This window comes from Pseudomonas sp. BLCC-B112, assembly GCF_028550695.1.
Classification (GTDB): domain Bacteria; phylum Pseudomonadota; class Gammaproteobacteria; order Pseudomonadales; family Pseudomonadaceae; genus Aquipseudomonas; species Aquipseudomonas danubii.
The window spans coordinates 178,979-200,863 of the sequence record NZ_JAQQGK010000008.1 but is presented as its reverse complement, the minus strand read 5'-3'; the positions used below and the strand labels follow the sequence as shown (position 1 = coordinate 200,863).

At 61.4% G+C, this 21,885-nt stretch carries 19 protein-coding genes and 1 pseudogene; 8 read left to right on the top strand and 12 right to left on the bottom strand.

The annotated features are described in order from the left end of the window. Positions 1-5 precede the first annotated feature (5 nt). The 9 genes from queC to hmpA all read right to left on the bottom strand — a co-directional run bounded on the left by queC (position 6) and on the right by hmpA (position 9,143). Positions 6-704 (bottom strand): 7-cyano-7-deazaguanine synthase QueC, encoded by a 699-nt coding sequence (gene queC / locus PQT43_RS21855; RefSeq protein WP_253084944.1) that lies wholly within the window; start codon positions 702-704, stop codon positions 6-8. Between the two features lie 119 nt (positions 705-823). Continuing rightward, a complete protein-coding gene (locus tag PQT43_RS21850) occupies positions 824-1,378 on the bottom strand; it encodes a cytochrome b (RefSeq protein ID WP_253084945.1) in 555 nt (184 codons plus the stop codon). A gap of 149 nt (positions 1,379-1,527) precedes the next feature. Next, positions 1,528-2,415, bottom strand: coding sequence for a heme o synthase (cyoE, locus tag PQT43_RS21845; RefSeq protein WP_102880855.1), 888 nt, complete (start codon positions 2,413-2,415; stop codon positions 1,528-1,530). A gap of 10 nt (positions 2,416-2,425) precedes the next feature. Beyond that, positions 2,426-2,755 (bottom strand): cytochrome o ubiquinol oxidase subunit IV, encoded by a 330-nt coding sequence (cyoD, locus tag PQT43_RS21840; protein ID WP_016964601.1) that lies wholly within the window; start codon positions 2,753-2,755, stop codon positions 2,426-2,428. Beyond that, positions 2,756-3,382, bottom strand: coding sequence for a cytochrome o ubiquinol oxidase subunit III (locus tag PQT43_RS21835; protein ID WP_011063285.1), 627 nt, complete (start codon positions 3,380-3,382; stop codon positions 2,756-2,758). 3 nt (positions 3,383-3,385) lie between these two features. Next, positions 3,386-5,404 carry a cytochrome o ubiquinol oxidase subunit I gene (gene cyoB / locus PQT43_RS21830; protein ID WP_102860344.1) on the bottom strand — a complete coding sequence of 673 codons (2,019 nt, stop codon included), beginning with the start codon at positions 5,402-5,404 and terminating at the stop codon, positions 3,386-3,388. Between the two features lie 3 nt (positions 5,405-5,407). Next, positions 5,408-6,352 carry a ubiquinol oxidase subunit II gene (cyoA, locus tag PQT43_RS21825; RefSeq protein WP_102860343.1) on the bottom strand — a complete coding sequence of 315 codons (945 nt, stop codon included), beginning with the start codon at positions 6,350-6,352 and terminating at the stop codon, positions 5,408-5,410. A 795-nt stretch (positions 6,353-7,147) separates the two neighbouring features. Continuing rightward, a complete protein-coding gene (locus tag PQT43_RS21820; RefSeq protein WP_102880856.1) occupies positions 7,148-7,657 on the bottom strand; it encodes a disulfide bond formation protein B in 510 nt (169 codons plus the stop codon). A gap of 304 nt (positions 7,658-7,961) precedes the next feature. Next, positions 7,962-9,143 carry an NO-inducible flavohemoprotein gene (gene hmpA, locus PQT43_RS21815; RefSeq protein ID WP_272754567.1) on the bottom strand — a complete coding sequence of 394 codons (1,182 nt, stop codon included), beginning with the start codon at positions 9,141-9,143 and terminating at the stop codon, positions 7,962-7,964. A 156-nt stretch (positions 9,144-9,299) separates the two neighbouring features. On the opposite strand from hmpA, the gene norR reads away from it, so the two are divergent. The 4 genes from norR to PQT43_RS21795 all read left to right on the top strand — a co-directional run bounded on the left by norR (position 9,300) and on the right by PQT43_RS21795 (position 13,296). After that, positions 9,300-10,856, top strand: a complete 1,557-nt coding sequence (gene norR, locus PQT43_RS21810) for a nitric oxide reductase transcriptional regulator NorR (protein WP_272754566.1) — start codon at positions 9,300-9,302, stop codon at positions 10,854-10,856. A gap of 186 nt (positions 10,857-11,042) precedes the next feature. Continuing rightward, positions 11,043-11,945 carry a chemotaxis protein CheV gene (locus tag PQT43_RS21805; protein ID WP_102880859.1) on the top strand — a complete coding sequence of 301 codons (903 nt, stop codon included), beginning with the start codon at positions 11,043-11,045 and terminating at the stop codon, positions 11,943-11,945. 3 nt (positions 11,946-11,948) lie between these two features. After that, positions 11,949-12,428, top strand: a complete 480-nt coding sequence (locus tag PQT43_RS21800; RefSeq protein WP_102880860.1) for a GNAT family N-acetyltransferase — start codon at positions 11,949-11,951, stop codon at positions 12,426-12,428. Positions 12,429-12,546: 118 nt separating this feature from the next. After that, complete coding sequence (locus tag PQT43_RS21795) at positions 12,547-13,296, top strand: YkgJ family cysteine cluster protein (protein WP_272754565.1); 750 nt, start codon at positions 12,547-12,549, stop codon at positions 13,294-13,296. 32 nt (positions 13,297-13,328) lie between these two features. On the opposite strand, the gene PQT43_RS21790 is transcribed toward PQT43_RS21795, so the two are convergent. From PQT43_RS21790 to PQT43_RS21785, 3 genes and pseudogenes are all read right to left on the bottom strand, one after another. Next, positions 13,329-14,384, bottom strand: a complete 1,056-nt coding sequence (locus tag PQT43_RS21790) for a methyl-accepting chemotaxis protein (protein ID WP_372342534.1) — start codon at positions 14,382-14,384, stop codon at positions 13,329-13,331. A gap of 246 nt (positions 14,385-14,630) precedes the next feature. Further along, positions 14,631-14,912, bottom strand: a pseudogene (locus tag PQT43_RS31510) (PAS domain-containing protein); the annotation flags it as partial. Positions 14,913-15,069: 157 nt separating this feature from the next. After that, a complete protein-coding gene (locus tag PQT43_RS21785) occupies positions 15,070-15,315 on the bottom strand; it encodes a hypothetical protein (RefSeq protein ID WP_102860335.1) in 246 nt (81 codons plus the stop codon). 222 nt (positions 15,316-15,537) lie between these two features. On the opposite strand from PQT43_RS21785, the gene PQT43_RS21780 reads away from it, so the two are divergent. The 4 genes from PQT43_RS21780 to PQT43_RS21765 are packed head-to-tail and all read left to right on the top strand — an operon-like array spanning position 15,538 to position 21,830. After that, complete coding sequence (locus tag PQT43_RS21780) at positions 15,538-16,698, top strand: efflux RND transporter periplasmic adaptor subunit (RefSeq protein WP_272754564.1); 1,161 nt, start codon at positions 15,538-15,540, stop codon at positions 16,696-16,698. Next, complete coding sequence (locus PQT43_RS21775; RefSeq protein ID WP_272754563.1) at positions 16,695-19,790, top strand: multidrug efflux RND transporter permease subunit; 3,096 nt, start codon at positions 16,695-16,697, stop codon at positions 19,788-19,790. The genes PQT43_RS21780 and PQT43_RS21775 overlap by 4 nt, the downstream gene beginning before the upstream one ends. Positions 19,791-19,798: 8 nt before the next feature. After that, positions 19,799-20,476, top strand: coding sequence for a heavy metal response regulator transcription factor (locus PQT43_RS21770; RefSeq protein WP_102860332.1), 678 nt, complete (start codon positions 19,799-19,801; stop codon positions 20,474-20,476). Next, positions 20,466-21,830 carry a heavy metal sensor histidine kinase gene (locus PQT43_RS21765; RefSeq protein WP_272754561.1) on the top strand — a complete coding sequence of 455 codons (1,365 nt, stop codon included), beginning with the start codon at positions 20,466-20,468 and terminating at the stop codon, positions 21,828-21,830. Before PQT43_RS21770 ends, PQT43_RS21765 begins: the two co-directional genes overlap by 11 nt. Positions 21,831-21,885: the final 55 nt, after the last annotated feature.

The following is a 21,885-nucleotide window of genomic DNA, read 5'->3' as shown; positions in this document are numbered from 1 at the left end:
ATAAATTATTTCAGAGCCATTTTGCTTTTCAAGCTATTCATCACTTCAGCTTTATTCTCCAAGTAACTGCTCAAGCCTCTTGCACGAAGGTTGCAAGCGTCACAATTAGCACAGCCACTTCCGACGACACCGTTATAGCAAGTCAGTGTTTGCTCGCGAATCAGATCCAAACGGTTGTGGTAGTCCGCCAGCGCCCAAGTCTCTGCCTTGTTTAGCCACATCAACGGGGTTTCAAGACGCAGCCGGTACTCCATTCCCAATTCAAGGGCCTTATTCAAGGCTTTCACGAACTCGTCCCGACAATCGGGGTAACCGGAAAAGTCTGTCTCACACACCCCGGTAATGACCGTCTCAGCCTTTACTTGATAGGCATATATAGAAGCCAACGTTAAAAATAGAATGTTTCTTCCTGGCACAAAAGTGCTCGGCAAGCTTTCACCGGAACTGTTTACCGTCGGAACGGGAATATTGTCCCGAGTGAGGCTACTGATCGCCAGCTCATTCAACAACGAAGCGTCCAGTACCTTGTGGACTGTCGCTCCTAATTGTTTGGACAGTCTCTGTGCCGTTTCGATTTCCGCGTGATGACGCTGACCATAGTCAAACGTAATACAGTGCACTTCGTCATAAGCCGGCAGTGCATGGATCAAACAGGTTGTTGAATCCTGCCCGCCACTAAAAACGACAACGGCTATTTTTTTCATCATTCTGCTTCCTGCAAAGGTTGAGTCATTTATATGGTTTGAACAGCCCAATGGCGGGCTCTGGATAAACAACCCCGCCCGTCTCTCGAAGGCGGGGTTTTCTCTGCTCGGACGATCAATCAAGCCGAGGTCGTGCTACCCGCCATGCGCCGCAGGACATGCCCCTGGCCTTTGACGCAATGCAGGATCACCGCCGCTACATGGCCCACGATCAGTACCAGCAAGGTCCAGCCCAGCAGGCTGTGGAAGCTGTTGCCCAGGTCGGTCATCCACTGGATCTTCGGCCCTTCGAAACCGCTCATCACCGGCAGCCCGAAGGCGGAAAACGCTCGCCCGGAACCGTACTGGCGCAGCAGGCCGAGAAACGGGATGGCGAACATGCCGGCATACAGCAGCCCATGCCCCAGACGCGCGCCCAGGTTCAGGCTCGGCGGCCGACGATGGCGGTTCAGCAGGCTCCAGAGCAGCCGCACCAGCAACAGCCCCATCAATAGCAGCCCCACTTGCTTGTGGGTCGGCCAGAGGAACTTGTCCAATGCCGAATCCTCCAGCAGGTAATGGGCAGCAGTCGTGCAATAGATCCAGGCAAAGGCTAGCGCCATGGCCCAGTGCAACCCACGACTGACCGCGCCGTAGCGCGCCTTGGAGTCGTTCATTTCAATACGGCTTTGCATGACATCCACTCAGGCTTAATCAACGAACCGGCAATTTTACCCAGCCCGGGGATCGTACTGGGCCGAAAAACTTTAAATGATGTAACGACGCGGCCAAAAAAAACCCCGCGCTTCTCTCGAAGGCGGGGCTTTTCTGTGGCCTGGACAGCTTAGTGTGCGTAGGTCAGCAACAGCTCGGTCGGGGCCTTGAAATCCACCGACATCATCACGCTCAGCGCGGTGATGGTGAAGATCGAGAACACGAACAGCTTGCGCGCCCACACGGTGTCATCCACCGCCTTGTAGCCGGTCCAGGCCATGTACAGCCAGTACATGCCCATCGCCGCCGCTACCGCCAGGTAGCTCATGCCGGCGTAACCGCTGAAGGTCAGCATCAGGGTCGCCACCAGGAACGCCAGGATGTAGAGCAGGATGTGCTTCTTGGCCACGCGAATCCCACGTTTTACCGGCAGCACCGGAATCGATGCGGCCAGGTAATCGTTGAAGCGGAAGATCGCGATGGCGTAGGAATGCGGCATCTGCCACAGGCTGAACATCACCAGCAGGGTCAGCGCGGCCATGTCGAAGCTGTTGCTCACGGCCACATAACCGATCACCGGCGGCATGGCCCCGGACAGACTGCCCACCAGCGTGCCGTGAACCGACTTGCGCTTGAGGTACAGGCTGTAGAGACCGACGTAGATGACAAAGCCGATTACCGCGAACAACGCGGCCAACGGATTGGCCACGTAGTACAGCAGGGCGACGCCAGCGACCCCGAGGAGGGAGGCATAGACCAAGGCCGCTTCCAGGGAAATCAGGCCCTGGACCAGCACCCGGTTCTTGGTGCGCTCCATCTTCAGGTCGATGTCACGGTCGATGCAGTTGTTGAACACGCAACCGGACGCTACCACCAGCGAGGTGCCGATCATGGCGGCCAGGAAAATGGCCAGATCGACATGCCCTTTCGAGGCCAGGAAAAACCCGCCTGCCACAGAAAGCACGTTACCGAAAATGATCCCCGGTTTGGTGATTTGGATAAAGTGCTTGAGCGACATCGGGTTTACCTCACTTGGCCATCATGACGGTGTGGATGCTGAACATGATCCACAACGACAGACCAACCAGCAGAACAATGACCAGCGCCGCGAAGATAAACGCGATGACGTTGTTACGCTGCGCCGCGGAACGGTCCAGATGGAGGAAGTACACCAGGTGAACGATCACCTGGATGACCGCGAACGCCAGGACGATCCACAGGGTCACGTCTTTAGGCAGCGACGGGTACATCACCAGGCCGAACGGGATCAGTGTCAGGATGACCGACAGGATGAAGCCGATGGCGTAGGACTTGACGCTGCCGTGACCGGCTTCGTCGTGGGAGTGTGTGTTGGCCATTTACATAGTCCCCATCAGGTAAACAACGGTGAATACGCAGATCCACACCACGTCCAGGAAGTGCCAGAACAGGCTCAGGCAGCTCAGACGGGTCTTGTTGGTCGCCGTCAGGCCGTTTTTCTGCACCTGATACATCATGATCGCCATCCAGATCAGACCGCTGGTCACGTGCAGACCGTGGGTGCCGACCAGGGTGAAGAACCCGGACAGGAAGCCGGAACGGCTAGGGCCGTAGCCTTCGGAGATCAGCAGGTGGAACTCGTTGATCTCCATGCCGATGAAGCCCAGGCCGAACAGGAAGGTCATGGCCAGCCAGCCCAGTACCTGCTTCTTGTTGCCCCGGAAGAACGCCAGCATGGCGAAGCCGTAGGTGATCGAACTGAACAGCAGCAGAGCGGTTTCGCCCAGTACGTAAGGCAGTTCGAAGATGTCGTGGCCCGACGGGCCACCCGCTACGTTGTTAACCAGTACCGCGTATACCGCGAAGATCGACGCAAACAGAATGCAGTCGGTCATCAGGTAGAGCCAGAAACCGAATACGGTCATCTCGCCCGAGTCGTGGTGATGGTCATCGTGCCCATGGTCATCGACATGGGCGTGTCCAGCATTGGTCACTAAGTTCGACATGGATTAAGCCTGTTCCAACGAGGTTTCAACACGGGTAGCCGGGATCTTGTTCTCCGATACCAGACGCTTGTGCTGCTCGGCTTCGATGCGTTCGATCGTCTCGACCGGCACCATGTAGCCTTGATCATCACGGGCAGCGTGGATCGCGAAATAGATCACGGTGCCGGCCAGGCTTGCGATGGCCAGCCACCAGATGTGCCAGATCATGGCGAAACCGAACACGGTCAGCAGTGCCCCCATGACCACACCGGTAGCGGTGTTGTTGGGCATGTGGATCGGCTGATAGCGGCTTGGCTTCGCGTAGGCGGTACCGTCTTCCTTGGCTTCGGTGAACGGGTCGATGCCGTCGGCTTTGGGCAGTACCGCGAAGTTGTAGAAAGGCGGTGGCGACGAGGTCGACCATTCCAGGGTGTGGGCGTTCCATGGGTCGCCGGACACACACATGTTCTGCTTGCGATCACGCACGCTGACGTACAGCTGGATCAACTGGCAGGCAATACCCACAGCGATCATCAGTGCACCCACCATGGCCACGTACAGGTATGGCACCCACTCAGGGTTGGTGGTGGCGTTCAGACGACGGGTCATGCCCATGAAGCCCAGTGCATAGAGCGGCATGAACGCGACGAAGAAGCCCGAGATCCAGAACCAGAAGGCAGCCTTGCCCCAACCTTCATGCAGCTTGAAGCCGAAGGCTTTCGGGAAGTAGAAGCTGAAGCCGGCGATGTAGCCGAATACCGCGCCGCCGATGATCACGTTGTGGAAGTGAGCGATCACGAACAGGCTGTTGTGCAGGACGAAGTCCGCACCCGGGATGGCCAGCAGTACGCCGGTCATGCCGCCGATGGCGAAGGTCACCATGAAGCCCAGGGTCCACAGAACCTGGCTGGTGATGCGCAGACGGCCGTGGTAGATGGTGAACAGCCAGTTGAATAGCTTCACCCCCGTCGGGATCGAGATCAGCATGGTTGCCAGGCCGAAGAAGGCGTTGACGCTGGCCCCCGAACCCATGGTGAAGAAGTGGTGCAGCCAGACCATGAAGCCCAGGATCGAGATCGCGCCGGAGGCGTAGATCATCGAGTGGTGGCCGAACAGGCGCTTGCCCGAGAAGGTCGAGATGACTTCGGAGAAGATACCGAACGCTGGCAGGATCAGGATGTACACCTCGGGGTGACCCCAGGCCCAGAACAGGTTCACGTACATCATTGGATTGCCACCAAGTTCATTGGTGAAAATGTGGAAATCCATGTAACGGTCAAGCGTCAGCAGTGCCAGGGTAGCGGTGAGGATCGGGAACGAAGCCACGATCAGCACGTTGGCCCAGGTGCAGGTCCAGGTGAAGATCGGCATGTCCATCATCTTCATGCCCGGGGTACGCATTTTCAGCACGGTGGCCAGGAAGTTGACCCCCGTCAGCGTTGTCCCCAGCCCTGATAGCTGTAGCGCCCAGATGTAGTAGTCGACACCCACGCCCGGACTGTATTGCAGGCCCGACAGTGGTGGATAGGCAACCCAGCCGGTCTTGGCGAATTCGCCAACGCCCAGGGACAGGTTGATCAGCACCACACCCGATACCAGCAGCCAGAAGCTCAGGGAGTTGAGGAACGGATAGGCCACGTCACGCGCGCCGATCTGCAGCGGCACGACCAGGTTCATCAGGCCGGTGAAGAAAGGCATCGCCATGAAGATGATCATGATCACACCGTGGGCGGTGAAGATCTGGTCATAGTGTTCAGGTGGCAGGTAGCCAGGCGAACCCTCGGTGGCCATGGCCAGCTGGGTACGCATCATGATGGCGTCGGCGAAGCCACGCAGCAGCATGACCATGGCGACGATGATGTACATCACACCGATTTTCTTGTGGTCGACGGACGTCAGCCACTCGGTCCACAGGTAGGTCCACTTCTTGAAGTAGGTGATTGCCGCGAACAGCGCCACGCCGCCGAGCGCGATCATGGCAATGGTCACCATGACAATCGGCTCGTGGAACGGAATCGCTTCCAGACTTAATTTACCAAACATCGTTTACTCCTCTGCCCCGGCAGCTGAATGCGAACTCACGTCCATCCCTTCGGTTGCAGCCACTTCCTTTTCTTTCTTCTCGTGCTTGAGCGGCTGGCCCGGTTTCATGCCTTCATACTTGTCGATGATGGTCTGGAACAGGTTCGGCGCGTACGCGGAGTAGAGTTCTACAGGATTGTTCTGGCTCGCCTTGGAAAGGGCTTCGTATTCAGCGGTGTCCAGCTGTTTAGGTGCCTTCTTGACTTCGTTTACCCAGGCGTCGAAATCTTCCTGACTGGTTGCGATCGCTTTGAATTTCATGCCGGTAAAGCCCGCGCCGCTGTAGTTGGCGGAGATACCTTCAAGTTCGGTGTTCTGGTTGGCAATCAGGTGCAGCTTGGTGGTCATGCCCGCCATCGCGTAGATCTGGCCGCCCAGGCCCGGGATGAAGAACGAGTTCATCACGGTGTCGGAGGTCACGCGGAAGTTCACCGGGGTATGGGCCGGGAACACGATCTTGTTGACGGTGGCGATGCCTTGCTCGGGGTAGATGAACAGCCACTTCCAGTCCATGGCGACCACTTCGATGGTCACCGGCTTGACGTCGGACTCCAGCGGACGGTACGGGTCCAGGGCGTGGGTCGACTTGTAGGTGACATAACCCAGGGCAATGATGATCAGCACCGGAACCAGCCATACGGCGATTTCGATCTTGGTGGAGTGGGACCACTTCGGCGCGTAGGTCGCGTCCGTGTTCGAGGCGCGGTATTTCCAGGCGAAGGCGAAGGTCATGATGATGACCGGCACAACCACCAGCAGCATCAGGATGGTTGCCGTGATGATCAGGTTTCGTTCATCCAGACCGACCTGACCCTTAGGATCGAGCAAGGTCCATTTGCAGCCTCCCAGCATCAACATGCCGAGCAGCGGCAATAAGCCTAGTAATCTGGGGTACCTGTTTTTACTCATCTCACGACCTCTAAAGCAGCTTGCGCAATGCAGTTGGGTTTTGATCGCCAACACTTCACCCTGCCAAGGGTTGGCATTTTTCTTCAATGGAATAAGGGCCTGCCCGTTGCGTTAAACGCTCAACGACACATCCCGGGCTAGCAGTGGTTCTTATTCGATCTCGTGGTCAAAGGCCTTGTTACAGACCAATTCCATTTGGTGCGGAAGTTTGGAAGGCGCCGACACCCGCAGTCGCATGGAGCGCTCAATCCGCCCCTCGACCGTCCTCGTGTGCTCAGGGATGAGCAGCGTCGGAAATTCAGTGCGGGCGATTGTAGATATGTCGCGTTTTATAAACCATGTCTTATCCCGAAATAATTTTTATCGCTGGGCGCAACAATCGCTCACGATTGTTGCAAAGGATCGCAATCATAACGATTTTCATTATCAACAAAAACCCCCAAAAAGGACTTGAAAAAGCCCCGCCGCCGGACCTCTACCCACCCCTGAAAGCCGCCTTTCATATGGCTTCACCCCTTGTAAAACGGGGTCTGTGAAGAATTGTATAGATAGCAGGCTATGGGTTTTCCCCAACAACGCGGCTTACATAAACTGACAGACTTGTATGGAACCAGTTGCCCGGAATGCAGTCTGTTGGCAGCCCCCGACCGCCCGCCTGCGGCCGCGACAGTGTGACAACATGTCGCACTTTTGCCGCACCCTCACTTGCCGCAAATCACGGACTTTTCAACTGCTGGATGAACGACATGAAAAAGCCCCGGCCCCTGTTGAGGGACCGGGGCTTTTCCGGGTGAATCAGTAGGTTTTCTTGCGATTGCGCACCACGCCCAGGGGCACCAGGATCACCGTCAGCACGAACGCCAACAGTGCCCACTGGGCCAGGGACAGCCCAAGGATCGGCGGATACGGCGTGGAGCAGAAGCCGTCTACCTGAAAGCCCAGGGGAAAGATCGTCGCCAAGGGCAGGCTGTCGACAATCGGCTGCAGCACGTCAATGCCACAGCTCACTGCTGGATAGAACTGGGTGTACACATGGTGCCCGGCCACTCCCGCGCCGGCGATGGCACTGATCACCACCAACGTCTCCATGATGGTGATGCCACGCCGCGAACTCAGGGCCGCGCCAATGAAGGCGAACAGTGCAATCAGCAGCAAGGCGTAGCGCTGCAAGATGCACAGAGGGCAAGGCGCCTCGCCCAATACCACCTGCATGTACAGGGCACCGCCGATCAACGCCAGGCAGATAACCCCCAGCAGCACCAGGAAGCGCCGTTCACGTCCCAAACGCAGTCTGTCGTCACTCATCCCTTTTCCTTTTTTCTGTTGTCTGTCCAACCGGGCCACCTGTGCTGCTCACGGCAGCCCACGGTTGAATTGCGAAGTTGATCTGATTGCCATCGGGTGCCCGGAAGTCTACACGCTGATCATGACCTTTGAATGCATTGCATCGCAGGCAATACCCAAGGTTTACGGGCCTGGGGGACGCACAATGAAAGGGCCGGCATGGCAGCGCCATCCCAGCATCGTGGGGAATTAACGACAGGCAGGTTAAGCAAGGATTAACAAGCCAGCCCCATTGCAGGGCTGGCTTGTGCAGGAGTCGCGAGGGTTATTCCAGGGCCGCCGCCGGGCCGAAGAACTCGTAGCGACTTTGTTGCTCGGGAATGCCCAGGGCCTTGAGATGGCGCTTGATGGCCGCCATGAAGCCCTTGGGCCCGAGGAAATAGGCATCCAGATCACGCTGCTCCGGCAACCAGTCGGCCAACTGCTCCCGGGTCAGCAGCCCCAGTTTGTCTGCTGCTGGGCTGATGCCGTCGTCTTCGGCGTAGCAGTAGAAACGCTTGAGCTGTGGATAACGTTGCGCCAACTCGTCGACCCAGTGGCGAAACGCATGCACCTGGCCATTGCGTGCACAGTGGATGAAATGCACCGGGCGCTCGGTCGCCAACGCGGCCTCCAGCATCGGCAGGGTCGGGGTGATACCTACCCCGCCACTGATCAGCACCAGGGGCTTGTCGCTGGCCTCCAGGGTGAACTCACCCGCCGGCGGAAACAGCATGATGCGCGCGTCCACCGGGCACTGGTCATGCAGGTAGTTGGACGCCACGCCTCCGGCCTCGCGCTTGACGCTGATGCGGTACTGGCCCTGGCTGGTAAGCGCCGACAGGGAATAATTGCGCCGTACTTCCTCGCCTTCGATGAAGAGCTGCAAGCCAATGTACTGCCCAGGCTCGGCGGCGAGGATCGGCCCCCGGTCCAATGGCTCGAAATAGAAGGAGGTGATTTCCGCGCTCTCCTGGACCTTATCCACCAATGTGAATTCCCGCGCGCCCCGCCAGCCGCCGGGTGCCTGGGCCTTCTCGTCGTAGATGGCCGCCTCGGCGCCAATCAGGATATCCGCCAACTGGTTGTAGGCCGCACCCCAAGCATTGATCACTTCGGGAGTGGCGATCTCGCTGCCCAGCACCTCGGAAATGGCCCGCAACAGGCAGGCGCCAACTATGGGGTAATGCTCCGGCAGGATCTGCAGGGCCACATGCTTGTTGATGATCTTGGCCACCAGGTCCCCCAGTTGGTCCAACTGGTCGATATGCCGGGCATACATCAGTACGCCATTGGCCAGGGCCCGGGGCTGATCACCGCTGGCCTGGTGGGCCTGGTTGAACAGCGGACGCACCTGGGGGTACTCGGACAGCATCATCCGGTAGAAATGGGTAATCAGGGCTTCGCCACCGCTTTCCAGCAGGGGCACAGTGGATTTGATGATGGCGCGATCTTGAACGCTTAGCATAGGGACAACTCCTGGACTTTTTGACTGCTTGCAGGTTGCCCTTAACTAATCAGTTTCCATGCCAGAATTTAAATCGTTATAAATCAATAACTTAAAATATAAATAGTCATAAAGACACGCCGACCTTTATAGTCATTAAGACAACGCGGAGTCCTTATGACTGCAAAATCCCTACTCACGACCCTACTGCCACTGGTGACCGACCTGTCCCGGGAACTGCCTGAGGGCGAACGATATCGCCGCCTGCTGGAGGCCCTGCGAGCCCTGCTGCCCTGCGATGCCACCGCGCTGCTGCGCCTGGATGGCGAATGGCTGGTGCCGCTGGCGGTCAACGGCCTGAGTACCGATACCCTGGGCCGGCGCTTCAAGGTCAGCGAGCACCCGCGCTTTGCCGCCCTGCTCAGCAGCCCGGGACCGACCCGTTTTGCCAGCGACAGTGAACTGCCCGATCCCTATGACGGCCTGGTGGAAGGTCTCGACGATCACCTGGAAGTCCATGACTGCATGGGCTGTCCGCTGTTCGTCGATGAACGCCCCTGGGGCCTGCTGACCCTCGACGCCCTCGACCCGCAGCGCTTCGAGCCTATCGAGCTGGACGCCCTGCAAGCCTTCGCCAGCCTGGCTGCCGCCACGGTCAGCGCTGCCGAACGCATCGAGCGCCTGGCACTGCGCGCCGAAAACGAGCATCAACGGGCCGAAGTCTTCCGCCAGGCCAGCGGGCAGAACCGCGAGATGATCGGCCAGAGCAAGGCCCACAAGCGCTTGCTGGAAGAGATCAATCTGGTGGGCGGCAGCGACCTGACCGTGCTGATCACCGGGGAAACCGGCGTTGGCAAGGAGTTGGTGGCCCAAGCCATTCACGCGGCCTCGCCCCGGGCGGAGCAACCGATCATCAGCCTCAACTGCGCGGCCCTGCCCGACACCCTGGTGGAGAGCGAGCTGTTCGGCCATGTGCGCGGCGCCTTTACCGGGGCCACCCAGGATCGTCGGGGGAAATTCGAGCTGGCCAATGGCGGCACCCTGTTTCTCGATGAAGTCGGTGAACTGTCGCTGACGGTACAAGCCAAGCTGCTACGGGTGCTGCAAAGCGGCCAATTGCAACGCCTGGGCTCAGACAAGGAACATCAGGTGGACGTACGCCTGATCGCCGCCACCAACCGCGATCTGGCAGAAGAGGTGCGCAACGGTCGTTATCGCGCCGACTTCTACCATCGCCTCAGCGTGTATCCACTGCGGGTGCCGGCCCTGCGGGACCGGGGCCGGGACGTGCTGCTGCTCAGCGGCTACTTCCTGGAACAGAACCGCTCGCGCATGGGCCTGGGCAGCCTGCGCCTGAGCGCCGATGCGCAACAGGCGCTGCTGGCCTACAACTGGCCGGGCAACGTCCGCGAACTGGAGCACTTGATCGGACGCAGCGCCCTCAAGGCCTTGGGCAACTGCCGTGAACGGCCGAAGATCCTCAGCCTGGATGCAACGGACCTGGACCTGCCGCGGGTCAGCGAAAAGGCGCCTGCCGTGCCCGAGCAAGCCCTTGAAAGCGCGCCTCTGGCCCTCACCAACGGCGATCTGCGCCAGGCCACCGAGCACTATCAACGCCAGCTGATCAACGCCTGCCTTGAACGGCACCAGCACAACTGGGCCAGTGCCGCCCGTGAGCTAGGCTTGGACAGGGCCAACCTCAGCCGCCTGGCCAAGCGCCTGGGCCTGCGGTAGAGGCCAAGGGCCTGCTCGCTGGAGCGGGCGTGCCAGCAAAGGGCACGGCGTAAATCCAGGGACCCGCGCAGCGGCCGACGGAAAGCAGCCTCGCCGCTAAAGCCAGTCCTGAATACGTCGATAACCCGTTATCAAGGGTTGTCCGTGGGTCGAGCCACAAGCCAATTTTTTCCAGAGAAGGTTTTTATGTCCTCCAACAAAGCCCGCGCAGACTCGCTTTCGCTTCTGCTGTTTACCTTGCGCAGCGGCAAGCTGATGGCAATCAACCTGCTTAAAGTCAGTGAAATCATTCCCTGCCCGCCGCTGACCAAGCTGCCGGAATCCCACCCCCATGTGAAAGGCATCGCCACCTTGCGCGGCAACTCGCTGTCGGTGATCGACCTCAGCCGGGCCATCGGCGAGCGCCCACTGGCCGACCCGGACAGCGGTTGCCTGATCGTCACCGACGTCAGCCGTTCCAAACAGGGCCTGCACGTGCAGGCGGTGAGCAAGATCGTCCACTGCCTGACCACCGATATCCGCCCACCGCCCTTTGGTTCCGGCGGTATCAAGTCCTACATCACCGGCGTGACCCAGGTGGACGGCACGCTGGTGCAAGTGCTGGATATCGAGAAAGTGATCCACGGCATCGCCCCGGCGCAGATCGAGATGGCGCCCACCGAACTGAGCATGGAAGACGCCGATGCCCTGGGCAATGCGCGCATCCTGGTGGTGGACGACAGCCAGGTAGCGCTGCAGCAATCGGTGCACACCCTGCGCAACCTCGGCCTGCAATGTCACACCGCCCGCAGCGCCAAAGAGGCCATCGACTGCCTGCTGGAACTGCAAGGCACGGCCAACGAGATCAACCTGATCGTTTCGGACATCGAGATGTCGGAAATGGATGGCTACGCCCTGACCCGGACCCTGCGGGAAACCCCGGACTTCGCTCATCTGTATGTGTTGCTGCACACCTCGCTGGACAGTGCCATGAACAGTGAAAAGGCCCGCCTGGCCGGAGCCAATGCGGTACTCACCAAATTCTCCTCGCCGGAACTGACCCGCTGCCTGATCGACGCTGCCAAGACCATCGCCAGCCAGGCAGCCTGAGCCATGAGCGAGGTCCACTGCCTGCTGCTGCGTCGTGACCTCAGTGTCCCCCAGGCCACGCCACAGTGGCCGGCGGGCATCACCCTGCAGCACTACAGCCCGGAACTGGCCGAAGCCGTGCATCAACTGCTGCACCTGGGCTACCAGGACGGCGGTGGCCAGGTGCCACCCCTGGAAAACTGGCGCCGGGCCTTCGAAACCGATGCCGAGTACGACCCTCAACTGTGCCTGGTGGTGCGGGATGCGCAGGGCGTGGTGGCGGTGGCCCAGTGCTGGACCAGCGCCTATATCAAGGATCTGGTGGTGCACCCTCGGGCCCGTGGTCAAGGACTGGGCCGCGCCCTGCTGCTACAAGCCTTCATGATGTTCGCCGAACGCCGGGAAGGCTTTGTCGATCTCAGGGTGCTGGAGGACAACCTGCGGGCGCGGCGCTTGTATGAAAGCACCGGCATGCATATCGTGCGTCGCGAAGTCCTGCCCTAGGCGACAGCCATCAAGACCCGACAGCTGGCGTGCAACTTGCTTCGACACGGCTCCTGGCCGCGTCAATAACAGCATTTATGGCGCTATCCCTGTCGACCCAGAACGGTTTACTCGCTCCATGAATACTCAGTTTTCCTGCGTTGGTTGCGGCAAGTGCTGCAACGATCACCATGTGCCCCTGACCCTCACCGAAGCCCGGGCCTGGGCCGCCGACGGCGGTCAGGTGATCGTCCTGGTGGAGGCCTTCCTCGGCAATGGCCTGGGGCTGCCGGCGCAACAGCGCGAGCACGCCGAGCGCCGTTCCTGCCGGGTCACCAGTGGCAGTACCGAGGCCTACGTGGCAATCACCTTTGCCGCCTACAACGTCGGCCCCTGCCGGAATCTTGACGAAGACCAGCTCTGCCGCATCTATGAGCGTCGCCCCCTGGTGTGCCGTATCTACCCCATGGAGATCAATCCCCATATCCCCCTCAACCCGCAGGCCAAGGAGTGCCCGCCGGAATCCTGGGAACAGGGACCGCAACTGATTCTGGGGGGAGCACTGGTGGATAGGGAACTGGCCGAGCTGATCAGCCGCTCACGCCAGGCCGACCGCGACGATATCCACACCAAGGAAGCCATTTGCGCCCTGCTCGGCATTCGCACCACGGCCCTCAAGGGCGACGGCTTCACCGCCTACTTGCCCGACATGAATGCCCTGGCCAGGGCCATCGATCAAGTTCAGGCAGCGCCCCCCGTGGCATCCAGCCAGCCCTGGCGCTTTCATCTGTCCGGAAACGACATCGCCGGCCAGGTCCAGGCTGCCGGCGCCCAGGTGGTCAGCGAAGCGGCCCTGGACTACGCCTTCATCTCGCTACGCGCCGCCTGACCCCGCAGCATCAGGCTGGCCGGCGAACCGGCCTATCCGCGCTTATGCCAGAACTCCTGGGCCAGTTGCCGCAAGTCCCCCGCCAGCCCGGCCACGTCGCCTGAATTGACATGACTGAGCTGGCCGGCACTGACCGTCACTTCACAGGCATTGCGAATACCGATGATGTTGCGGTTGATGTCCTCGCTCACCGCGCTTTGCTCCTCCACCGCCGCGGCAATCTGCAGGCTCATTTCGGTGATCTGATTGACCCGCTGGCTGATGCCGTCCAGGGCCACTGCGGCGCGCTGGGCCTGGTCGACACTGCTTTCCACATGGGCACTGCTGTGCTGCATGGCCTCCACGGCATGGCGCGCCGCATTTTGCAGGGTGCTGATCATGCGCTGGATTTCGTTGGTGGAATCCTGGGTCCGCTGGGCCAGCCCACGGACCTCATCGGCCACCACGGCAAAGCCGCGCCCCTGCTCCCCGGCCCGCGCCGCCTCGATGGCAGCGTTCAGGGCCAGCAGGTTGGTTTGCTCGGCGATGCTGCGGATCACCTCCAGCACCCCGGAAATATCCGTGCTGTGGCCCTCCAGCTGATGAATGACTTCAGTGGCTCGCTCCAGCTCGCTGGCCAGGCGCAGCACCGCGCTGCGGCTTTCGCCCACCAGTTGATGACCTTCACGGGTTTCGCTTTCCGCCTGATCCGCCGCCACCGATGCCTGCTGGGCATGGGTGGCGACCTCGGCCACGCTGGCGGCCATCTGGTGGATGGCGGCCGCCACCTGATCGGTTTCCGCCTGCTGCTCCAGGGTGCTGTTGTGGCTGCTGTGCAGGTGTTCCACCAGCTCTGCGGCGTGCCCGGCCAGGCGCTGGGACGCATCGCCGATCCGCCCCACCACCGCCCCCACTTGGGCCTCGAGCATCTGCAAGGCGAACTCGATACGCCCGAACTCGTCGGCACGACCGGTGTAGATGCCCTGGCTCAGTGGGTTGTCGCCGATCTGCCGGGCACGCTCGGCGAGGCGATCCAGCGGGCGCATTTGCAGACCGACCGCCACCAGACTCAGGCACCAGCCCATGGCCATCACCGTGCCCTGGAGCATCCAGGACTCGGGCAGCAGCCAGGCTGAAACCCCGAAACTGCCGATAAAACCGGCGCTGATAGCGGCCCACAGGCGCAAGCGCAGGCTGACGACAGGCAGCATGCTCCAACCTGAACGCCCGCCCTCCCTGAGCCGGGCATAAGCCCGCTCCGCGGCGTCGATCTGTTGCGGACTGGGCTTGGTGCGCACCGATTGGTACTCCACCGCCTGACCGTCGCGGGTCACCGGCGTGACGTAGGCGCTGACCCAGTAGTGGTCGCCGTTCTTGCAGCGGTTCTTGACCATGCCCATCCACGAGCGGCCGCTCTTGAGGGTGCGCCACATATGGCCGAAGGCCGCGGAGGGCATGTCCGGGTGACGCAGCAGGTTGTGCGGCGAACCCAGCAGTTCCTCGCGGGTGTAGCCGCTGATCTCGATGAAGTCAGGATTGGCGTAGGTGATCGCGCTGGTCAGATCGGTGGTCGAAAGGATGTTCGCATCAGGGGCAAAGTCCACGTTTCGCCCAGTAACCGGCAGGTTGATCTTCATGGGAAGCGCGCTCGTAATTGTTAGGAGGAGTCGGCAGGGCTGCTGACTCTAAGCGCACTGATGCCACAAATACTGATCCAGCTCAGGTTTAAAGCAATTAGCCATCATTGCGATTAAAAAGCGCAAATCGAGGCAATATCTTCGATTGTCGGCGATATCAACGTTTGCCCATGGAGCGCCGGGTACCGGGAGGCGCTGCGCCGGGGGTCTTGGTGTGGCCATTGCTGGCGCCGTTCTTGTACCAGGGCTGCTGAACGTTTTTTGCCGCGGCGAATTCGGACGGTTTGAAGGGAAACTTGAACGCCGGTATCTCAGCCTTGCCCTCGGTTTCAGGGGTGGCCGGCTCGGCCGCAGGATCAACGCTCAGGGCGTCATCCGCAGCAGGTTGTGCAGGGGAAGTCATGGAAGCTCCAGGAGAGAAAGAAAAGCCGGGCCGAGGGACGGGCCACAGGGGCCGGCAGTATACCTGTGTGCCTGCGATCTTTGACCTGCATCGCAAGGGCTGGCAGGTACTTTTCTGACAGGGCTGACAGCTGGCCGTCACCCTGCTGACCGGGTTAGCGGACTATAACTGTGCACAGATCATGGCCGTCCTTCCGACATCACTGCCCGGCGCCCTCCCCCCATGCCCATTGCCAAGAAAACCGTCGTGACCGCAACGCTTCTCCTGGCCATCGCCGCCGCTGCGATCTGGTTCTTCAACAAACCCACAAGCCCCAGGCTGGCCGCGCCCACGGCGATACCAGTGCGAGTGGTACAGGTGGTCCAGCAGGACGTAGCGCGCTACACCAGCGGCATAGGCTCGGTGCAGTCGCTGCACAGTGTGACCATCCGTCCCCAGGTGGACGGCATCCTCACCCGATTGCGGGTCAAGGAAGGGCAGTGGGTGAAAGCAGGTGACCTGCTGGCCACTCTCGATGACCGTTCGATCCGCGCCAACCTGGATCAGGCCCGGGCCCAGCTGGCACAGAATCAGGCCCAGTTGCAGGTGGCGCAGATCAATCTCAAGCGCTACAAGCTGCTGTCGGTGGATGAAGGCGTCTCGAAGCAGACGTACGACCAGCAGGTGGCCCTGGTCAATCAGCTCAATGCCACGGCCCAAGGCAACCAGGCCGCCATTGACGCCACCCAGGTACAACTCTCCTACACCCAGATCCGCTCTCCCGTCACTGGCCGGGTGGGTATTCGTACCGTGGATGAAGGCAACTTCCTACGCGTGACCGACACCCAGGGGCTGTTTTCGGTGACCCAGATCGACCCCATCGCCGTGGAGTTTTCCCTGCCCCAGCAAATGCTGCCGACCTTGCAGCAGTTGATCCGCGCCCCGAAGCCGGCGGCGGTCCAAGCCTACCTGGGCGCCGACAGCAACAGCCCCGATGCCCTGCTGGGCAACGGCCACCTGACGCTGATCGACAACCAGATCAATGCCGGTACCGGCACCATTCGCGTCAAGGCCGAGTTCGACAACGCTCAGCAAAAGCTCTGGCCCGGACAATTGGTGACGGTGAAAATCCAGACGGCGCTGGACCAGGCCGCGCTCACCGTACCGCCTAACGTGGTCCAGCGCGGCCTGGATCAGCACTTCGTGTTCAGGGTCAAAGGCCAGCACGTGGAAAGCGTGCCGGTGCAGGTGCTGTATCAGGACAGCGGGCTGAACATCATCTCCGGCGTCCAGGCCGGGGACGTGCTGGTCAGTGACGGCCAGTCGCGGCTCAAACCCGGCTCCCAGGTCCAGGTACTGAGCGACCCGCCGCCCCTGGTGCAGGCCTCGGAGCCCAAGCCATGAAGGGCCGTGGCTCGATGTCCGCCTGGTGCATCGACCATCCGGTCGCCACCGTGTTGCTGACGTTCGCGCTGGTGCTGCTGGGGCTGATCGCCTTTGCGCGCCTGCCGGTGGCGCCGCTGCCAGAGGCCGAGTTTCCCACCATCCAGGTTTCCGCCACCCTGCCCGGGGCCAGCCCGGACACCATGGCCTCCTCGGTAGCCACGCCGCTTGAGGTGCAGTTCAGCGCCATCCCCGGCGTGACCCAGATGACCTCCAGCAGCGCCCTGGGCTCCTCCCTGCTGACCCTGCAATTCACCTTGAACAAGAGCATCGACACCGCCGCTCAGGAAGTACAGGCGGCCATCAACACCGCCGCCGGCAAACTGCCCAAGGACATGCCCACCCTGCCCACCTGGAGGAAGGTCAACCCCGCCGACAGCCCGGTGCTGATCCTCAGCATCAGCTCAACGCAGATGCCCGGCACCGAGCTCAGCGACTACGCGGAAACCCTGCTGGCCCGGCAGATCAGCCAGATCGACGGTGTTGGCCAGATCAACATCACCGGCCAGCAGCGCCCGGCGATCCGGGTCCAGGCTTCAGCAGACAAGCTGGCGGCCATCGGCCTGACCCTGGCCGACATCCGCCTGGCGATCCAGCAAACCAGCCTCAACCTGGCCAAGGGCGCGCTGTATGGCGAATCGAGCATCTCCACCCTGTCCACCAACGATCAGCTGTTCCATCCCGAGGAATACGGCCAGTTGATCGTTTCCTACAAGGACGGCGCACCAGTGCACCTGCAGGACGTGGCGCGAGTGGTCAACGGCTCGGAGAACGCCTACGTCCAGGCCTGGTCCGGCGACCAGCCTGGGGTCAATCTGGTGATCTCGCGCCAACCGGGGGCCAATATCGTCGACACCGTGGACCGCATCCAGGCTGCGCTGCCGGGCCTTGAGGCGATGCTGCCGGCGTCGGTGCAGGTCAAGGTGCTGGTGGATCGCACCCAGACCATCCGCGCCTCGCTGCATGAAGTGGAGATCACGCTGCTGATCGCCGTGCTGCTGGTGGTGGCGGTGATGGCGCTGTTCCTGCGCCAGTGGTCGGCGACCCTGATCGTCTCCGCAGTGCTGGGGGTATCGCTGACCGCCAGTTTCGCCCTCATGTACGTGATGGGCTTCAGCCTGAACAACCTGACCCTGGTGGCCATCGTCATCGCCGTGGGCTTTGTGGTGGACGATGCCATCGTGGTGGTGGAGAACATCCACCGTCACCTGGAGGCCGGCGACGGCATGCGCGAGGCGGCGATCAAGGGCGCCGCAGAGATCGGCTTTACCGTAGTCTCCATCAGCTTTTCCCTGGTGGCGGCGTTCATTCCACTGCTGTTCATGGGCGGCGTGGTCGGCCGGCTGTTCAAGGAGTTCGCCCTGACCGCCACCTCCACCATCATGATTTCGGTGGTGGTCTCGCTGACCCTGGCCCCGACCCTGGCCGCCCTGTTCATGCGTGCCCCGGTGCACCCGCCCCATGCCCAGCCGGGTTTCGGCGAGCGCCTGCTGGCCTTCTACGAACGCGGCCTGCGCAAGGCCCTGGCCCATCAGCAACTGATGCTGGGGATTTTCGGCCTGACCTTGAGCATGGCCATCGCCGGTTACATTCTGATTCCCAAGGGCTTCTTCCCGGTGCAGGACACCGGCTTCGTACTGGGTACTACCGAGGCGGCGGCGGACATCTCCTACCCGGACATGGTGAAAAAACATCAGGCCCTGGCGGAAATCGTCGCTGCCGACCCAGCAGTGCAAGCCTTCTCCCATTCGGTGGGCGTCTCCGGCAGCAACCAGACCATCGCCAATGGCCGCTTCTGGATCTCGCTGAAAAAACGTGGCGACCGGGATGTCTCCGCCAGCGCCTTTATCGACCGCATCCGCCCACAACTGATGCAGGTGCCGGGCATCGTCCTCTACTTACGGGCCGGCCAGGACATCAACCTCAGTTCCGGCCCCAGCCGCGCCCAGTATCAATACGTGCTCAAAAGCAACGACGGCCCGACCCTGAGTACCTGGACCCAACGCCTGACTGAAAAACTGCGCGGCAACCCGGCGTTCCGCGATGTTTCCAACGACCTGCAACTGGGCGGCAGCATTACCCACATCAACATCGATCGCACCGCCGCCGCGCGCTTCGGCCTCACCGCCAGCGATGTCGACGAAGCGCTGTACGACGCCTTCGGCCAGCGTCAGATCAACGAGTTCCAGACCGAGATCAACCAGTACAACGTGATCCTCGAACTCGACACTCAGCAACGGGGCAAGGCCGAGAGCCTGAACTACTTCTACCTGCGCTCGCCGCTGACCGGGGAAATGGTCCCGCTGTCGGCCCTGGCCCGCTTCGACGCGCCCAGCATCGGGCCGCTGTCGATCGCCCACGACGGCATGTTTCCGGCGGCCAATCTGTCGTTCAACCTGGCCCCCGGCGTGGCCCTGGGGGATGCGGTGATCCTGCTTGACCAGGCCAAGAGCGAGATCGGTATGCCGGCGGCCATCAGCGGCAACTTCCAGGGCGCGGCCCAGGCCTTCCAAAGCTCCTTGGCCAGCCAGCCGTACCTGATCCTCGCCGCGCTGGTGGCGGTCTACATCATTCTCGGGGTGCTGTACGAAAGCTTCGTGCATCCGCTGACCATCATTTCCACCCTGCCTTCAGCGGGCCTCGGCGCCTTGTTGATGCTCTGGCTCTGCGGCCAGGACTTTTCCATCATGGCGCTGATCGGCCTGGTGCTGCTGATCGGCATCGTCAAGAAAAACGGCATCCTGATGATCGACTTTGCCCTGGAGGCCCAGCGCAACCGTGGCCTGGCTCCTGAAGAAGCGATCTACCAGGCCTGTATCACCCGCTTCCGGCCGATCATCATGACCACCCTCGCCGCCTTGCTCGGCGCCCTGCCGCTGATGCTCGGCTATGGTACCGGTGCCGAACTGCGCCAGCCCCTGGGTATCGCCGTGGTCGGCGGTTTGCTGGTAAGCCAGGCCCTGACGCTGTTCACCACGCCGGTCATATACTTGTGGCTCGAGCGGCTGTTCCACCGGCCCCAGCCGGCCCTTTCGCCGGCCACCAACACCTGAGGCGGGTCATGCGCGTTCTGATTATCGAAGACGAAGAAAAAACTGCGGACTACCTGCATCGCGGACTGACCGAACAGGGCTATACCGTCGACCTGGCCCGGGATGGCGTCGAGGGTCTGCACCTGGCTCTGGAAAGTGACTATGCGGTGATCGTGCTGGATGTGATGCTCCCCGGCCTGGACGGCTTTGGCGTGCTGCGAGCCCTGCGTGCGCGCAAGCAGACCCCGGTGATCATGCTCACCGCCCGGGAGCGCGTGGAGGACCGGATTCGCGGCCTGCGCGATGGCGCCGACGACTACCTGGGCAAGCCCTTTTCCTTCCTTGAACTGGTGGCCCGCCTGCAGGCCCTGACCCGCCGCAGCGGTGGTCACGAACCGGTGCAGATCAGCATCGCCGACCTGTGGATCGATCTCATCAGCCGCAAGGCCAGCCGCGCCGGCACGCGCCTGGACCTGACCGCCAAGGAGTTTTCCCTGCTCAGCGTGCTGGCCCGGCGCCAGGGCGAGATCCTGTCCAAGACCTCGATTGCCGAGATGGTCTGGGACATTAACTTCGACAGCGACGCCAACGTCGTCGAAGTGGCAATCAAGCGCCTGCGGGCCAAACTCGACGGCCCTTTCGAACACAAGCTGCTGCACACCATCCGCGGCATGGGTTATGTGCTGGAGAGCCGCAGTGCCGAGTAACTCCATTGCCCTGCGCCTGAGCGGGCTGTTCACCCTGGTGGCACTGCTGATCTTCCTGCTGATTGGTGGCGCCCTCTATCAACAGGTGGACAAAGGCCTGGGCCTGCTGCCGGAAGCCGAGCTGGACGCGCGTTACAGCGTCCTGGAGTCGGCCTTGAACCGTTACGGCACGCCTGAACACTGGGCCAAGATCAACGCCAAGCTCAAGCTGCTCAGCGAGGAGGACAAGCGCATCCGTTTCTGGGCAGTGAGCGGCGATCCCGCTTATGAGTACGGCAACCCGGACCCACAGATCCGCGCATTCGCCCAAGGTCCGCTTGGCATGCGCGACCTGATCCTGAGCGCTCATCCCTATCCACTGAAGGTACTGGTCAGCCAATTGCCGGCCAAGGAACAGCGCCCGGCCCTGCGCTTCCTGATTGCCATCGACACCGATACCTTCCACCAGACCCAGCAGCAGTTGCTGATAGCCCTGATCGGCCTGGCCATCGTCGGTGTACTGCTGGCCTCGGCCCTGGGTTACTGGGTGGCGCGGATCGGCCTCAAGCCGCTGATCAAGCTGTCCCAGGAGGCCCAGCGCCTGGCACCGCCGCGGCTCTCCGGGCGCCTGCAGCTCTCGCCCCTGCCGCCGGAGCTGAGCCAGTTCGTCAGCTCCTTCAACTCCACCCTGGAACGGGTCGAACAGGCCTATTCGCGCCTGGAGTCGTTCAACGCCGACGTCGCCCATGAACTGCGCTCGCCCCTGACCAACCTGATCGGCCAGACCCAGGTCGCCCTGACCCGGGGCCGCTCGGCGGAGCATTACTTCGAGGTACTGCAATCCAATCTTGAAGAACTGGAACGGCTGCGCTCCATCGTCAACGACATGCTGTTCCTGGCCAGTGCCGACCAGGGCAACAAGGCCACCAAGCTCACCAGCACCTCCCTGGCGACGGAAGTGGCCGCTACCCTGGACTACCTGGACTTTATCCTCGAAGACGCCCAGGTCAGGGTCGAGGTCCAGGGCGATGCCCAGGCACGGATCGAGATTGCCCACCTGCGCCGGGCCCTGATCAATCTGCTGAACAATGCCGTGCAGCACACGGCGGTGGGGGAAGTGATCCAGGTGCGGATTGAAGTGCAGGAGCAGCAAGTGACGATCGCCGTCAGCAACCCGGGGCAAGGCATCGCCAGCGAACACCTGCCGCGTTTGTTCGAGCGTTTCTACCGGGTCGATGCCTCGCGCAGCAACAGCGGCGCCAACCACGGCCTGGGGCTGGCCATCGTCAAGGCCATCGCCCTGATGCATGGCGGCGACGTCTTTGTGCGCAGCGATCAGGGGATCAACACCTTCGGCCTTTATCTGCCTCTGTGACTCGGGATTCTCGGATTCTGCAGACGCCGACTGGCCGACGCACGCCTCAACCTAT

Bases quoted from the DNA above. Each gene is read 5' to 3' on its own strand.
- queC (WP_253084944.1), bottom strand. From the start codon at position 704: ATGAAAAAAATAGCCGTTGTCGTTTTTAGTGGCGGGCAGGATTCAACA.
- PQT43_RS21850 (WP_253084945.1), bottom strand. From the start codon at position 1,378: ATGCAAAGCCGTATTGAAATGAACGACTCCAAGGCGCGCTACGGCGCG.
- cyoE (WP_102880855.1), bottom strand. From the start codon at position 2,415: ATGTCGCTCAAGCACTTTATCCAAATCACCAAACCGGGGATCATTTTC.
- cyoD (WP_016964601.1), bottom strand. From the start codon at position 2,755: ATGGCCAACACACACTCCCACGACGAAGCCGGTCACGGCAGCGTCAAG.
- PQT43_RS21835 (WP_011063285.1), bottom strand. From the start codon at position 3,382: ATGTCGAACTTAGTGACCAATGCTGGACACGCCCATGTCGATGACCAT.
- cyoB (WP_102860344.1), bottom strand. From the start codon at position 5,404: ATGTTTGGTAAATTAAGTCTGGAAGCGATTCCGTTCCACGAGCCGATT.
- cyoA (WP_102860343.1), bottom strand. From the start codon at position 6,352: ATGAGTAAAAACAGGTACCCCAGATTACTAGGCTTATTGCCGCTGCTC.
- PQT43_RS21820 (WP_102880856.1), bottom strand. From the start codon at position 7,657: ATGAGTGACGACAGACTGCGTTTGGGACGTGAACGGCGCTTCCTGGTG.
- hmpA (WP_272754567.1), bottom strand. From the start codon at position 9,143: ATGCTAAGCGTTCAAGATCGCGCCATCATCAAATCCACTGTGCCCCTG.
- norR (WP_272754566.1), top strand. From the start codon at position 9,300: ATGACTGCAAAATCCCTACTCACGACCCTACTGCCACTGGTGACCGAC.
- PQT43_RS21805 (WP_102880859.1), top strand. From the start codon at position 11,043: ATGTCCTCCAACAAAGCCCGCGCAGACTCGCTTTCGCTTCTGCTGTTT.
- PQT43_RS21800 (WP_102880860.1), top strand. From the start codon at position 11,949: ATGAGCGAGGTCCACTGCCTGCTGCTGCGTCGTGACCTCAGTGTCCCC.
- PQT43_RS21795 (WP_272754565.1), top strand. From the start codon at position 12,547: ATGAATACTCAGTTTTCCTGCGTTGGTTGCGGCAAGTGCTGCAACGAT.
- PQT43_RS21790 (WP_372342534.1), bottom strand. From the start codon at position 14,384: ATGCTCCAGGGCACGGTGATGGCCATGGGCTGGTGCCTGAGTCTGGTG.
- PQT43_RS21785 (WP_102860335.1), bottom strand. From the start codon at position 15,315: ATGACTTCCCCTGCACAACCTGCTGCGGATGACGCCCTGAGCGTTGAT.
- PQT43_RS21780 (WP_272754564.1), top strand. From the start codon at position 15,538: ATGCCCATTGCCAAGAAAACCGTCGTGACCGCAACGCTTCTCCTGGCC.
- PQT43_RS21775 (WP_272754563.1), top strand. From the start codon at position 16,695: ATGAAGGGCCGTGGCTCGATGTCCGCCTGGTGCATCGACCATCCGGTC.
- PQT43_RS21770 (WP_102860332.1), top strand. From the start codon at position 19,799: ATGCGCGTTCTGATTATCGAAGACGAAGAAAAAACTGCGGACTACCTG.